Origin of the sequence: uncultured Tateyamaria sp., from assembly GCF_947488715.1 — a bacterium.
In the GTDB taxonomy this organism is placed as follows: Bacteria; Pseudomonadota; Alphaproteobacteria; order Rhodobacterales; family Rhodobacteraceae; genus Tateyamaria.
On the sequence record NZ_CANLAG010000005.1, the window covers coordinates 295,618 to 310,565 of the forward strand.

General features: G+C 60.9%; 6 protein-coding genes and 1 pseudogene. All 7 read right to left on the reverse strand.

Translation table 11 applies throughout. The annotated features are described in order from the left end of the window. Window positions 1-18: 18 nt before the first annotated feature. A pseudogene (locus Q0936_RS20380) lies at window positions 19-849 on the reverse strand (hypothetical protein); the annotation flags it as partial. A 269-nt stretch (window positions 850-1,118) separates the two neighbouring features. Further along, window positions 1,119-3,044, reverse strand: coding sequence for a hypothetical protein (locus Q0936_RS13840; RefSeq protein WP_299295572.1), 1,926 nt, complete (start codon window positions 3,042-3,044; stop codon window positions 1,119-1,121). Next, on the reverse strand, window positions 3,041-4,153 hold the full coding sequence (locus tag Q0936_RS13845) for a VWA domain-containing protein (protein ID WP_299295570.1): 1,113 nt from the start codon (window positions 4,151-4,153) through the stop codon (window positions 3,041-3,043). Before Q0936_RS13845 ends, Q0936_RS13840 begins: the two co-directional genes overlap by 4 nt. Continuing rightward, window positions 4,150-6,537, reverse strand: a complete 2,388-nt coding sequence (locus tag Q0936_RS13850; RefSeq protein ID WP_299295568.1) for a DUF5682 family protein — start codon at window positions 6,535-6,537, stop codon at window positions 4,150-4,152. Before Q0936_RS13850 ends, Q0936_RS13845 begins: the two co-directional genes overlap by 4 nt. Continuing rightward, window positions 6,530-7,621: an AAA family ATPase gene (locus tag Q0936_RS13855; protein ID WP_299146425.1), complete on the reverse strand. Its 1,092-nt coding sequence runs from the start codon at window positions 7,619-7,621 to the stop codon at window positions 6,530-6,532. Before Q0936_RS13855 ends, Q0936_RS13850 begins: the two co-directional genes overlap by 8 nt. Beyond that, window positions 7,615-11,328: a DUF4132 domain-containing protein gene (locus tag Q0936_RS13860; protein ID WP_299295566.1), complete on the reverse strand. Its 3,714-nt coding sequence runs from the start codon at window positions 11,326-11,328 to the stop codon at window positions 7,615-7,617. Before Q0936_RS13860 ends, Q0936_RS13855 begins: the two co-directional genes overlap by 7 nt. Before the next feature lie 33 nt (window positions 11,329-11,361). Continuing rightward, window positions 11,362-14,832: a DUF4132 domain-containing protein gene (locus tag Q0936_RS13865; RefSeq protein WP_299295564.1), complete on the reverse strand. Its 3,471-nt coding sequence runs from the start codon at window positions 14,830-14,832 to the stop codon at window positions 11,362-11,364. Window positions 14,833-14,948: the final 116 nt, after the last annotated feature.

The following is a 14,948-nucleotide window of genomic DNA, read 5'->3' on the forward strand; positions in this document are numbered from 1 at the left end:
ATCTGATCCGCCACGTTGCGCGGTCCGGCAGGCAGACACAAACATCAAAGGTGGTAGCGTGCCGTGACATGCGCTGATCAAATCTGGGGCGGTGACTTCATGTCCCTCACCTGTTGCTGTTTCCAGCAACAAAACGGGTCGTTCAGCCCCCTCGCGCGTTCCGTTTGCGCCGATCGGTGCAATGATGTCTCCGTGGCAAGACAAGTGCAGCGCCTCGAAATCTCCGTCCCGGCCAGTCAACCTTGGTGCCAGAAACTCGAGCGCGCCACTTTCCTCGACCACCAGATGCGCGAGCGGCGGTTCGTCACGGTTGGGCTTGGTGGCGTTGATAATGGCCACCTCTTCGGCCTCATAGTCCAGCTCGGATTGGCCCTCAGGGGCTGCCGCCATGAACATCATGCGCAAATCGCCATATTTGGGCGTCCATTGAACGGTTGCTGGCATGACACGGCGTGACACGACAAACAGCTGCGTTGGATGCTGGGCCAAAAAGTTCTGGTCGTACAGAAGCTCCCATGGGGCCTCTAGCAATGCGCTGGCAAGGTCGGGGGCGCTGCCGTCGTCGGGAATGATTTGCAGGTGGCGTTCCGGGCTCTTCAACCAGTCGTTCAGTACATTGCCCGTGTTGAGCCAACCAAACATTTCGGCGCCGACCATCTGCAGGGTTCTTTGGTCATTTCTGACCGACGCGCTCGCATAGCGGTCTTTCCAGAGTTTCAACGCCTCAAGTGCAGAGAAATTCTTGGCCCCATTCGATGTTGCCAAAACCGGTTCGCCAAGTTGTGACAGTGTCTTGCCTTCGACCCGTCGACAAACGAGGCCACCATTCACTTGTACCAGCAAGTGCATTTCGCAAAAAATCCAATTTGAATTTCAACAACTCATTTAATCATCCAGCAAAAGTCCTGAATTCGTCAATGTTAACTTCTGTTTCGTCAAGCAAATGTCTGGCAAAGATATGGATCCACCAAATCTATCAGGGGGTTGGCGCGCCAATCGAGTATTGGAAAACTGTTCGCCAGCGTTGGCTGTTAACCTTTCGGGCGCAGTGAGAAGCCATGCTTGCCGTGTGTATGGGGCACCTGCGTCGCGGGTACATGCGCGGCGGGGGCCGATTTCTAGGCCGTCACCACGATCTGAGTTGTCAAATAGCTGACGCGCAATGCTTGTTCTGTCGTCGGCTGCTGTGTAAGGCCGCGCAGGGCGTCGGCCAAGAGTGCCAGTTGCAACGCATCGGCGCGCTCTGCCAAGCCATCCAGGGCGGGGGATTGACCAAAGCGGAGCACTTCGCCGGTGGCATCGAAAACCGCATGGCAAAGCTGTGTAACCGGAAGGGTAGGCCGCAGCGTCTGGTCTGTTGATCGGGATTTTACCTTGTCCTTGAGGAAAGACAGGGCGCGATCACCGAAGGCCGTCTTTTTCTCGGGTTGCTGATCCAGCGTGAGGTTGAGCGCGGCCAATGGATCACCGCGCGTCTTGTGCAGAACCGTCACCAAGGTCAGCTGTTGCGCGAGGTCGGCCACGGTCACTTCGCACAGCATGGCGTGAACGCTGGCCTTGTTGTGGTGCAGCCATTCGACGGTCTTGTGCTGATCGGCCGGGATGGTCAGCGCGATCGTGGCCTGGGTGTTGTCAGTGACGTGCAGCTCGTAACACTGATCAAGGTCGCGAAAATGCGCATCACCGATGCGGGCGGGCATCAACAACACTGGCACCGGCGCACCCGTGCCGCGCAACCCGGTGGGGGAGCGTTTGGCGATGTCGGCGCGCGCTGCGGCCCAGTTGTCAAACGCAGCACCGGTGGCGGCCATGTCCGGCATGGGGGCTTGCGTGACCTCGCCGTCATCCCAGGCAATCTGGTGGTCGTCGGATGCCCGGATGTGCCGCAAATGCAGCCGCTTGCCGATCAACTCGCGGGCAATACCGCCGCCCCACAACGGTGCATCATAGGCATTGCGCGGCGAAAAGCCGGGGTCCATACCGGCGGCGCGGGCCTGTCCGGTGGTGAACCAGGTCTCTTGTTCCGGGGCGTACCCGTAGATCCGCAAACCGCGCGCGCCGCTGGCCGCCGTCCATTGCACGGCGCTCAACAGGGTCAGATCAAGGTCGGGATGGGTCTGGTAACTGCGTCGCAGCGTTCCCGTGAGCTGCGTGTCCTCGGGGTGTTTTTCCAGTGCCTTGGTCAATGCAAAGGCACGGGATGCGTCGGCCAGAAACCGGTCTTCGCGGAAATGGATGTGGTGGGCGCGCTGTTGGCGTGATTGCTGTACCAAACCCCGCAAAAGGGCGGTCAGACGTGGGGCGGATTGCGCGCGGGCGGAAATCGACAGGTCGAACACAGTGTCCTCGGCCACCACAGCACCGCCATCAAAGACGCCGGTGACCAAGCCCACAATCGCGGTCTGGACCTTGTGCAGAAACGCGGGCGAAATCTGCGCCGCCTTGTCTGCGTCCTGCGTCACTTGATCAAGCTGCTGTGCGCCCGATTGATCGCGCACAACCAGCACTGCGGCTGCGGTGATCCGCCGTTTCGCCGTCTTGGCCCCTTTGAACACCGCCTCTGCCAAGCCCTGTCCGGCCAGAAAGACCACCGGAAATTCTACGTCAGGCAGTTGAACCGTCAGGTTTGCGCCGTCTTGGGTTACCGTCGCGCGCCCACTGATCCGCGCCAGATTGATCGCCTTGTCCCAATCGGCGCCTGCAAATTTTCGGACATCCGCCTCGTCCAGTGCCTGCAACGCGTCTGCAACGGATACCTCTGGGGCTGCATCCTCTGACGTCTCGGCGCGCAGTGCAAAGACAGCCAGCAGGATATGGCGGCAAATTCCAGTTGCGGGGCAGGTGCAGGTTGCTGCCGTCAAACCGCTGGCGGTGAGCGTGACGGCTTTGCCGTCCGCGGTGACGGTGGCGCTTGCGTCATCGCGGGTGGTCACGGTGGCCTTGCCCGCCTCAAAGTCGCGTTTCGCGCGGCGGACCACGCCCACAGATGCGAGAGCTGCAAGGGCCGTTTCGTCATGCACGGCGATCATCTCTGACAGGGTCATGTCATGATCTCGGCCAGCCAGGCGGCGAATTTGTCGGGGGTCATCGCCCCGACCTGCATGCCGATGTCAGCGGCCTTGCCCGCGACCATTGGATCGAAGTAGGGGGCCGCTTGTTCGTCCAGAGCAACCAGACCGATCATGCGCACGCGCGCCTCTGCCATGCGCGCAAGGGCGGCGTATAGCGCGCGCGGCGATGCGCCTTCGGCGAAATCGCTGATCAGGGCAAAGACCGTCCGGTCCGGGTCCGAGATGAAATCCTCGCAATAGCTAACGGCGCGCCCAATGTTCGTGCCGCCGCCCAATTGGACCGACAGCAACGTATCCAACGGGTCCGTCAGTCGGTCAGATACGTCAATGATCGAGGTATCAAACAAGACCATTTTCACGGTAACGCCCGGCAGACCGCAGAGGATTGCGGCCATGACGGCGGAGTGGATCACGCTGTCTGTCATCGACCCCGATTGGTCGACGCAAAGCACAACAGTCCATGGCAGGCGCCGCTTTTCGCGGCTGTTGAAGCGCAGGGTCTGGGCGATGATGCGGCGGGTGTCGGGATCGTAGGTCTTGAGGTTTTCGCGCAGCGTGTTGCGCCAGTCGAAATTTGCCGCTGACGGAATGTTGGAACGCCGGAACCTGTTGCGGCGTCCCGAAAACGCGCGCATCACGTCGTGCCGCAGCCGTTCGGTGATGTCGCGAATGATCCGGTCGGCCACGTCGCGCAGCTTGGCCTTGATTGCGGGGTCTGCGCGGTCATGGAAGCTGAGCAGGACCTTGAGCAGGTCCTGGTTCGGCTCAAGGCTGTCCAGCGTTTTGGGATCTTTGAGCAGATCGGTCAGCCCGTAGCGGTCGAGCGCGTGGCCTTGCAGGGTTTCAAACACCGATTGCGGAAAGAGCCCCTTGGCCTTGCCCAACCAGTTCAGCGCGTGCAACTGCGTGGGGTCCAGCGATCCGGCCCCGCGATCACGTTCCAGACCGCGCCCTTCGTATTCGCGCCCGTACAGAAAATCGAGCGACTGATCCATGGCGTTGTCCTGGCCCGCAAGGCCGCCCAGTTGTTGATTGGCATAGCGTCCAAGGGCCAGCCGCCAGCGTCGCGCGCCCTCGCTCATTGTGAGACCTCTCCGGTGATCCAGTTGGACAAGGCGTCCGTTTCCAGAGACGCGCGCAGTGCCTTTTCGATGCGCAGCCCATCGGCCAGATCGGCGTCTGACACCTGAGTGTTGTGGCGTATCAGACCGCTGGCCTGGACCCCCAGCAACCCGGCGAGTTCATGGGCGACACGGTCCGTTTCGCGTGGGTTCAGCCGGGTGAAGGCCAGACGCAGGTGTGGCAGCAGTTCGAGGAACATGTCCTCGTCGATGCCGCGAATGAACCTGTCCACAACTTCGAGCAGACCATCCGCGTGCCACAAGAGCGGCGGGCTGGTGTGCAAGATGCCGCGCAAGACGCCGATCCGATTGGAGGTATCAAGGCTGACCCCTGTCAGCCGGCCTTCCATGATCTGGGCCAGTTCTGCGGCAGGTCGTGTGCCCGCTTGCACACAGACCGCGAGAATTGCGCCCAGAATGACCGGGTTGGTGGTGGCCAGTGCGACCCGGTCCATCGCCGTGTCCAGCAGGCTGCGGTCAAGGCCAATCCCGTCGCAGTCGCGCAGGACTTCATTCATCATCCGCAGGGCGTCGAGGCGATCCTCGGTGTCTTCTTCGGATGTGTTGGGCAGGTCGTCGCAAAGATAGATCAGCCGCCCGTAGGCCGCCCCGACGACGCCGCGCAGGTCAAGCGTTTCGGGCGCGCCGAGAGGGCCGGAGGATTGCACAACAAACAGCAGGCGGCGCAGTGCCACGGTCACACTGGAAAATGTGCCATAGTTCTGGATGTCGCTGCCCAATTGCACCAGAAATCCATCAAGCTGCGCACCCAGACCCGCCAACAGGCTACGCACCAGCAGATCAACGAGCTGGGGCAGGTCACGCCCCTGTCCATTGGCGATCAGTGCGACGCGTTCGCGGTGCATGAAGGCCAGGCAGGCCGTCGGCAGTTCGTCCCCCAGAACCGCCTGATCGATCAGGTGCCCTTCGGTTTGCGGCGACCATGCATAGTGCCAGTGTTCAAACAGCAGCGCCGTTTGGGCGCCGCTCAGGTAATCCGGGCCGCCGGTGCATTGCGCAAAGGGTGATCCGATCAACCCCATCGCATGAAAGAAGCGGGAGGCCGCCAGATGGCTGTCTTTGCGCCGGATATCGAGCTTGCGGACCCGTTGTGCGCTGTCGCTCAGGTCCAGACGGTGGGCGCGGGCGCGGCGGCGCACATCCTCGACCAGCGGCGGCGACCCGGCCGAGGGTGGAACATCCCCCAGCCGGTCCCCGCACAGGAACGCCTGAAACCGGGTGGTCCAGATGTCTTGTGTGGCTGTTTCGCCTTTGATCAGGGCGGCGCGCACGCCGTCGATCAGGTCATGGCGCATCGCATGACTGCGCCCGCGCAGGGCCGCCAGGCCTTGGGCCATGCGCATCGCCTCGATCTGGGCGGGAACGGACAGGGCGTGGCCTTCGCCGCGCATTCTTGTTGCGAAACCGGTCAGCAGATCAATGCCAAGATCATGGTCACTGTCCGTATTGGCCCGGTCCCAAAGCGCATGATAGTAGCCAGGTTGCGGCAACCCGGCGGCATAGCCGTTCAGCGCATCCATGGCCTGAAACCCGTAGCGGATCAGATAGCTTTCGCAGGTGCCGTCGGGTTTGCGCGGGGCGGGCATGTTGTCCAGATCGCCGACGAGGGCAGGGGCGTGAAAACCGCCCACGACCACGACGACGGGGCCAGCGGCGGCCAGCGCCATTTTGACGGCACGCGCCATATGCGCCTCGCGCATCGTGTCGCCGGTGCTGTCGATCTGGGCGGCAGGCGTTGCGGCGCGGATGCCCGCGCAATAGACCCCCACATCCCCAAAAAAGCTGCGCCAGTCCGGCTGTGCGAGGCGGGTTTCAAACAGATGGTCCCAAAGCTCAAAGCCATCACGGCACCCGGTCGCTCGGGTCAGTGCATCCACGTAGTCGTTGGCGTTGAACCGCTCTTCGTTCAGCAGCGATTTGGGTTCGGTGCCATCCAACTGGCCCCACATGGCCTTGGTGGCTGCGGGGGCGTCGATGAATTTCAGGGATGCGCCGATTTCAGTCCCGGCCTGCATCGCCACGTATTCGGGGGAATGGGCGCAAAACGGATAATACCCGGCGACACGCCCCCGGTCGCCCGCGTCATCCAGCAAGGCCACAAGCGCCACAGGCGGTTTCGTGTCCGGGTCCAGCAGCAGTGGAATCTGTTCGGAAAAATCAGCGGGCGCCTCGATCAAAACCTGGCTTGGTTTGACCTCGGAAATCAGAGCACTCAGCGCCCAGGCACAGGCGGGCGAATGGTGCCGGATGGGCACCACGTAGAGGCCGCGATCCGCTTGAAACAGATCGCCGCGCAGTTGCGCAAGTGTTGCGCGATCAGTCACGCAGGCTTTCTTTGGCGGATTTGTAAAAGGCAGACCATGCGCGCGACCCGCGTGCGCGGGGGTGGGCGATTTGATCGACGTAGGCGCGCAGTTTGCGGGCGTCTTCGGGATCGTCCTTGAAGACCGTCCCGCCCAGTTGCCGGGCCACATGCCCCGCGGTGAGCGCACCGCCATCCAGATAGGCCGCCTCCAACACGGCGGCATGGGTGACATTCACCGCCTCGGCGGTCGACATCACACTGTTGGGGATCGCGACGCTGGCGCCATCGGCGGTTGTCCCGGTGCGCAGATCGCGAAAGACATCTACCACTAGATCAAGTACATCGGCAGGCACAGAGGGTGCTATCGGGCTGTCCGCCATCCGTTGCGCGACCTGCCGGTTGATCAGCTCTTTTTCAAACTGCGCATCCGCAATCGGCTTGACGGTTTCAAAGTTGAACCGGCGTTTGAGGGCGCTCGACATATCGTGCACACCGCGGTCGCGCAGGTTGGCCGTGCCGATCAGGTTGAAGCCGGGAATGGCGCGGCTTTCCACTTCTGGCCCCAATTCGGGGATGGCGATCGTCTTTTCGGACATCAGCGAAATGATCGCATCCTGCACCTCGGGTGCGCAGCGGGTCAGTTCTTCGATCCGGGCAATCTGGCCGTGGCGCATCGCGCTGAGGATGGGGGAGGCAACGAGGGCACGTTCGCTGGGCCCTTCGGCCAGCAGCAACGCATAGTTCCAGCCATACCGCAGGTGATCCTCGATGATGCCGGCAGAGCCCTGAACGACCAGTTTCGAGGTGCCGCTGATTGCGGCGGCCAGCAATTCCGACAACAGTGACTTTGCCGTGCCCGGCTCTCCGACCAGCATCAATCCCTGATGGCCCATCAGAGACACGATGCAGCGGGCGACCAAAGGATCGTCGCCAAAGAACTTTTGCTGCACATCCAGTGAGGCATCGCCCAGAATGAACCGGCGCACTGCGCGGGGCGACAGCCGCCAACCCTTGGGCTTGGGATCGGTGTCAGCGGCCAAAAGCCGTTCGATTTCATCACTGTAGCGGACCTCTGCGGGTGCGCGTTGTATGTCATCTACCATAGTACGTTCTTTTCCCAATCAGGATCAAAGCTGGCATTGGCCGCCATTGCGTGAAAGTCATTCCAGCATTCCGACAGCAAAACCGGGGGCACTTCGGACAGCTTTACCTTTTGTCCCGAACGCGTGCCGATTTTTTCGAATGCGAGTGACATCAGCGCTGCATTGCGGTTTTCCTCTGGCAGGTAGTTGCCCGAAAACGCAACGGTCGCCGTCAGTCCGGCGCCTTTGAAGGCCTTTTGATAGTCATAGAACCATCCACCATCCTCGGCCTGACCGCGCTCGTAACCCAGTTTGGTGGCCGTGCCGCGAAGGGCAAAGGTTTCGGTGACCCAGCCCTTGCGGTCCACGATCTCGACTGCGTCCTTTTGATCATCGGGCAAACGGATCAGGCTGCGGCCAAACTGGGTGAACAGCGGTTTGACTTCGTAGTCCTGCAAATGGGTCGCCCAATCCGTGGCCTCTTGGGCAGGCAGGGTGGCACCGTGGGCCAACTGGAGACCTGCAAAGCTGGTAATATCCACTTCTGTGTCCTGAGCGTCCGTGAATTCGCCCTCAATCGTTGGTCGGAACGTCGTCACGACGTTGCCGTCAGCATCGACCCCGTGCCAGACGACGCGGGCCAACAGGCGGCGCATGATCGGGTGATCCAACAGGTCGCGCCGCCAGTCGGCCTGCGCCCACACCCGCTGACCACACAGCGCCTCGTACAGGCGCGCGGTCTGCATGGTGACAACTTGCTTGAGCTCTTTCTTGGACGCGCTCAACTGCTTTTTCGCGGCCTTGGTGGCGTCATCGGTGCCGGAGGACAGCGCCTTGACCACCTTGCCCTCGGGATTGGTCAGCACAAAGGTCAGGTCATCGCCCAGTGTCGCGCGGTAGAGTTTTCCGTCAACGCCGCAGGGCAGGTCGACAAAACCGTCGTCATTCATGCCAGCGGTGGGGATGGTCCGATCTGCGAGTTCATCCAGGGACCAATTCATCGTGTCCGCCACGCGTTGCACCAGATCGCTTGCAAAGCTCTGCACGCCCTTTTGTTTCAGCCGGGTGGCTGCGGCGATCAGGACCTGTAGTGACACAGCATCACCTTTGTGGGCCAGCAGTTCGAGCAGTGAAGAGGCCTGAGAGGTGCGCGATCCGTGCTTGCGCAGATAGGCCCGCACACGGTCAGCGGCGATTTGCGGCGGCACGCGCGACGCCAGTGCCAGAATGCCCTTGGTTGCGGTGCCAGAGTTGAGATGTTGAGACTTTGCCTCGCTTTTCAGCATGGCGTAGATCTGGTCGCGCGTCATTTCGGGCGCCCATTGTTTGTAGGATTGGACCATGTGCGCGATGTTTTTGTCCGCATAGGCAATCGCGTCTGCATCCGAAGGCATCGCTGTGTCGTAGGTGATCCAGCTGTCAAAAACCCAACTGGAGAAACCCGCCGCACTGTCCGGGGACAGTTGATCAAGGTAGATCTCGAACAGGGCGTTGCCGCCGGGTTGTTTCAGCTTGAACGCGAGGTAGAGCCACCATCGCAACACGTCGGCGGGCGCTGTGTCACCGGATTTGAATTTGACCGGCGGCATGTGGTCGGTGGCGAGCCAGTCCAGTTTGTCAAACCTGGCCTTTTTCAGACCTGCCTCGGCCTCTTGGATCAGTGCGGTTGGGCCGACGTAGGTGTCCAGAGGTTCGCCCAAAGCCTCGAGCGCAGTCAGGATCGCGGCCTTGGCCAGCTCGCTCTTGTCTTTCTTCAATTGCGCCTTGAGGGGGTTGATCGCCTCTGTGTTTCCGCGTGCGCCAAGCCATTCGGCAGCGCCTTTGCGGATGACCTGACGGCTGTCTTTCAACAGGGTGATCAGGCGGTCTGTGACCTCTGGGACATCGGCCAACAACGCGCGCGCCTCTGCCTTGCCGGACTTGCGCTCGCCTGTGGCGATTTCCAGCAGGGGCACAAAGTACCGCATCGGCGTTTTCGGGAAAGAGCCCAGAAACCGGATCGCCATGATCTGGCTCAGTTTTTCCTCGGTGCTGGCGGACACGCCCATGGCAATGTCCATCACATCGAAATTGTCCGCGATGTAGGGCCATAGGCCCGCATCGGGCAGCGTTTCAGGCGCATCATAGGCGAGGCTGGCATATTCGGGCATCAATGCGCGCAGCAGATCGCCCTTGGCTGCGGGCCGCGTGCTGCGATTGCGCCATCCGCCGCCCGTGATCGGCACGCCCATCTCGGTCAACAGCGCGTCAAGGGCGCGCAGATCGGCATGACCGGAGCCGAGGTAGGTCTGAAAATACGTGCCGTACGGGCCATGAACGTGCATACTGAAAAATATGGGCAGATAAGGGTTTGACCGGAACAACAGACGCAACGCCTGTTTCTCGGCCAATTGCTTTAGCGTCTTGCTGGTCCAGCCGCCCGGATCCTCGAACAGGAACTGCGACGCGATTTGATCTGCGGTCTCGTCGGCGAGTGTTTCGACCAGGTGCGCCTCGAGCGTGTTGATGAAATTCGATTTGAGGACCAGCGATTGATGCAATTGCGGGTACTTTGCATTTTGGGCCCTGATCTTTTCATTCCGCTCGGCAATTGCGGCTTTGAGTGTTTTGCGATCCTCGGCTGTCAATGTTGGCGCTGGGCCATCTTGCAATGGCTGCAAGGGTGGGATGGTCACGCGGCTGCCGTCGATTGCAGTATAGCCGGTGGCATCATCGCCTGACTGGCCGTTGTTGCCTGCCATGTCGCCCGCAGAAAAGGTGTTTTCGATTGCGGCGATGATCCGAGCGGTTTTTTCGGTTTTCAGGTGGTCACGCAGGGCTTGTGTCGCAGCCGGGGTATCGAGGTTGGCCAAAACCTCGACCATGCCTGCGCGTACACCGACGGTGCCTTTGGCCAGTTGCTCGATGGCGTGTGGCACAACGGTATCGGCGGGCAGGTTGCGCAGGACAGACACGGCCGCTGCGCGGACGGATTTTGACGTATCACCGGCAGATGCGAGGACAATTTCGAGGAAGGGGGATTGCCCGGCAAGCGCCCATTTATGGAGCCCTTTGACAAAAGCCTCGCGACCTTGGGCAGGCGCCTTCGCCACACCTTTCAGAGCATCATCGGGGTGGGCGGCAACCAATGCGGCCATGTCTATGAGATCGCGGTATGCTTTGATGGTCGGGGTGCCGTATTCTGAGTTTTCCCAGAATAGCATTTCGAACAGGTGCGCCACCGTGCCGCCCAAGACGTGCACCAGTGGCACCAACCGGTCCTGCGTCAGGCCCTGCGGGGGCATTTCTCGTGCCTTGCCTTGCCACCGGACGTTCGGATCACAGGCTGCGACGGCCACTTCGGACAGGAGGACGCGCAGTGCGGCGGGTGTTTTGGGTGATCCCAGCAACGCAGGTGTCTGTCCCGTCGTTGCCGCGGCCAGAACCTGTGCATAGCGGGTCAAGAGATCCGCATCGAAGGGAGACAGATCGAGGAACAAGATCTGCCGCCGCAGATGAAAATCGGCCTTGGTGTCAAAATTGGCATAGCAGTCAGCGACCTGCAGCAACACACCGCCGCCCGTTTGTGTCAGTGTCGACAGGACAGTTTCGGGTGCGCCAGTCCATACATATTGCGCCGCCGCATCACCCATTCCGGGTTTCACAGAGTTGAGGCGGCGCAGGTCGTCGTTGATCAGTTTTTTGGTCGCGTCACCGAACGGGTTCAGCTTGCCAAGCAATGCTTTCATGTCTCTCCCGACCTGTTTGCTGCGCAAAACAAATTAGTACAGTCCCTTGCTGGCCCAATCTTCATCGAAGGCACCGGATTTCGCAATCTCGTGCAGGTCATTCCAGACCTCGGACAGCAGAAGCGGGGGCACTTTGGAGAGCGGTAGCGTGCGCCCGCCGCCCTGATCATTGATCTGCGTGAATTGCATGTATTTGATCGCCGCCGGAATGTCCTCTTCGCCGACATGGCTGCCGGTGAAATAGAGGTCGGCCCAAATCTCGCTGCTGCGGAATTCCTTGCGGTAAGCGTCAAAGCCGCCGCCGTCGCCCACGGGTGCGCGGTCAAAGCCCGCCTTTTTGGCTGCGGCGCGCAGTTTGAACGTCGTCATCATCCAGCCTTCGCGGTCCAGCAGGCGCGTGTCGTTCTTTTGCGCATCCGTCAGTGTGCGGACCGGTCGCGAGACTTGGGCAAAGAGCGGTTTGACCTCAAAGTCCCTGAGGTGATCCAGCCATGCCTGTCGCTCATCCTCGGACAGGTTGGCGGTATGGGCTACGTCGATCTTGCTGATGGCGGCCATGTCGACGTCATCGCCCGCCGCGTTCAGCACCTCGCCCTCTGGGGTGAGGCGCAGGCCACAGATCATATCACCCTTGGTGTCCAGACCGCGCCAGATCACGCGTTCGATCAACCGCTGCATGATCGGGTGGTGCGTCAGGTCGTCTTGCCACGTCTGGCGATCCCATATGCGGCCGCTGACCATCGCGTCATAGAGACGGGCCTGTTGTTGCGCCTGCGCGGTCTTGATCGTTTTTTTCGCGGCACTGAGCAGGGACTTGGCCTCTTTGGTGTTGGCGTCTGTCCCGGCGGGGATGGATTTGACCTCTTTGCCTTGGGGGTTGAACAATTTGACGGTCAGGTCGCTCGTCAACCGGGCAAGATAGGGTTTGGCGTCCTCGCCCACCTCGAGCAGCAGTGTGCCGTCATCCTCGAACCCGCCCGTGGGCACCGACCGATCCGCCAGTTCGTCGCGTGACCAGCCGCGGGCCTCTGCCAATTCGGCCACCAATTGCTCTGCCAATTCGCGCACCGAGCGTTGTTTGAAACGGGTGGCTGTTGCGACCAGGACCTGAACCGCATCCTGGCTGCCCATGCCATAGAGGGTCTCGACCATCGCCTTGGCCTGCGACACCCGTTTGCCGTGTTGTTTCAGATAGCGGGCGATCAGTGGCCCTGCGGTGGCGGGGGTTGCGCGGTGGGTCAGCGCAAGGATGCCCTTACTGTCCGCGCCGGAATTGGGGTAACCCGAGCTCATGTCGCGCAAAATCTGTTCTGTCATCTCTTCGAGCGAATAACCGGCCATCGCCATCCAGCTGCTTTTTGATGCCATGGTGCGCTTTGCGATTTCCTCGGCCTTGGCGCGGGCGGCAGCGCCGACGGGGCGGTCTGTGTCATAGGACATCCAGCAATTGAGAACCCAATCCGCCACTGCCGTGACGCTGTCAGGGGTCATTTGATCGAAATACAAACCGAAAAGCGGCGATCCCAGCGGGGATTTGAGTTTGAGCGCCAGACGCAGCCAGGCATCCAGCAGCACCGGATCAGCCGCCGAACCGTCCGCCCAACACAGCTGTGGCGCGGTCGACAGTGGCAACCAGTCCAGTTTCGCATTGGGCAGCTTGCCCACCAGGCCTTGGGCCTCTTTGATCAATGCGTCGCGGCCAAGATAGGGCGTCGTGTCACCCCCGAGGCGCGTCACGGCAGAGATCATGTCAGCGCGCGCCAGCTCCGATTTCTCGGTTTTCAGGCGCTTGATCAAGGCGAGCAGGGCCGTCTTGGCCCCCCGATCCGCGAGGAAACGCGCGGTGTTGGCGCGTACCGCCTGACGTTTGTCGGTCAGGTTCTTGATCAGTTGGTCATCAATACCAGGGACATCCGCCAATAGCTTTTGAGCCGGGATGCGCAGGCTGGCGCGATCATCGATGGCGACAAATACAAGCGGTTGAACCAGTTCAGCGGGCACGCTGGGGAAATCCGCAATCACGCCAAGCGCGCGCTGTGCGGCGTTTACGTCCGTGCCGCGCGGCGGGAGGGCCGCAATCAGGACCGGCAGATGATCTGCTGCGACTTGCCAAATGCCGGGCGTTATCGCACGACCGCCGTAGAGCCGCCGCGCCGAAATCACATGTGTCAGATAAGCGGACTTGAAGTTGGTTGGACGGCGGTCTTCGGCGGGTGTCGAGTTCTCAAAACCTACATTGTTTTGCTTTGCGATATTGACGAGTTGGGCAAAGGTCACGCGGCCATCTGACAGCGCGGCGTGGACGTGTTGCGACAACGGTTCGTTCCGTTGATCAAGGATGCTCGACAGGCTGTAGGCATTGCGGCACACCAGATCGATCACACGGCGCAACGGGATCTGGTCCAACACCGGTTCCACGATCGGATTGATCTGGTCCAAATATTTGTAAGAGACATAGGGCGTGTACCGGCGACCCAACGCGTTGTCCGGTGACACCGGGGTGTTCAGCGCCTTGAGCCATGCGTCACCGATGGGCGCCACAATGTCTTTCTTGGGTGGGTTGCTGTTGTTCCCTTTTTCTTTCCGATAGGCCAGTAGACGGTTGTATTTGTCCTCGGCGTCTTGGCGCATCTTCTCTTCCACGGGGTGAAATTTCGCGGCAAAGCTTGCGTCAAGAGGGCCGCTGCCATCGTCGACAACGTCCATTTCGGGCGGCAATGGGACATGCGTGCCGCTGGCATCCACATAGCCACCACCGGTGGCCGGGCTGTTGGTCACGGCGTCTGCCTGCGCTGTTGGCGCAGCGAGGAACAGATCCAGAGTTGTCAAAACAGATTGCGACTTTTCGGCCTTTTTGTGCGCGGCAAGGGCCTCTTGGGCGGCGGGGCTTGCGATTGCGCCAAGGGCCTCAACCGCAAAGAGCCGGGCGGTGGCCTTTTTCGCGGTCAGCATATCCATCGCGCGTGCGGTGACGTCGGCCTCGTCGTGTTGGGGCAACAAGGCGGCTGCATTCTTGCGCAAGGTGGCGGCGGTCTCGTGCCCTTGTTGAAAGAGGTAGGGCAGAAACGCAGGTTCTGCCGTGAACGGCATTGTCGCCCAACGCGAGAGCACGGTTGCACGGTCCTTTGCCCCGAGCCTGTCGAGGGCTGCGACAAAGATCTTGGTATCAAAGCTGTTGCGCAAACCATCAGGTTTGTCGCGATCCAGTTTTATGAGCCGCTGCGAATAGCGTTCGGTGGGAAGGCAAAACAGAATGATATCAATGTCATGCCCGCCCAGAATTTTCACTGCCTTGCGCAGATCGTCCCAGGAGGTTGGCGTTTGCTGTGCACTGTTATGGTTCACGCAGCACGCGGACAGCAAAACGCGGACAACATCGGGAATGGCGCTCATGTGTTCGCTGCCCTTGGGGATTTGCAGGCTAAAGCCCCATCCCATCACCAACCGCAGCTCTGCAAAGCGGGCCAGGACCTCTGGCTGGCCGCCAAGATCGAAGCAAAACACGTTCGTTGCGGTGACGGACGTCGGGTGCGTGCGTCCGGGGTGGAAGTTTCGGTTCGATATGCTTGCCTTTAAGTCGGCCAGAACCTGACGGTCATCGCCTGTTGCCAGGAAAACCT

Excerpts from the sequence above, each read along its gene's own strand:
- Q0936_RS13860 (WP_299295566.1), bottom strand. The coding sequence starts at position 11,328 with ATGAAAGCATTGCTTGGCAAGCTGAACCCGTTCGGTGACGCGACCAAA.
- Q0936_RS13855 (WP_299146425.1), bottom strand. The coding sequence starts at position 7,621 with ATGGTAGATGACATACAACGCGCACCCGCAGAGGTCCGCTACAGTGAT.
- Q0936_RS13845 (WP_299295570.1), bottom strand. The coding sequence starts at position 4,153 with ATGAGCGAGGGCGCGCGACGCTGGCGGCTGGCCCTTGGACGCTATGCC.
- Q0936_RS13840 (WP_299295572.1), bottom strand. The coding sequence starts at position 3,044 with ATGACCCTGTCAGAGATGATCGCCGTGCATGACGAAACGGCCCTTGCA.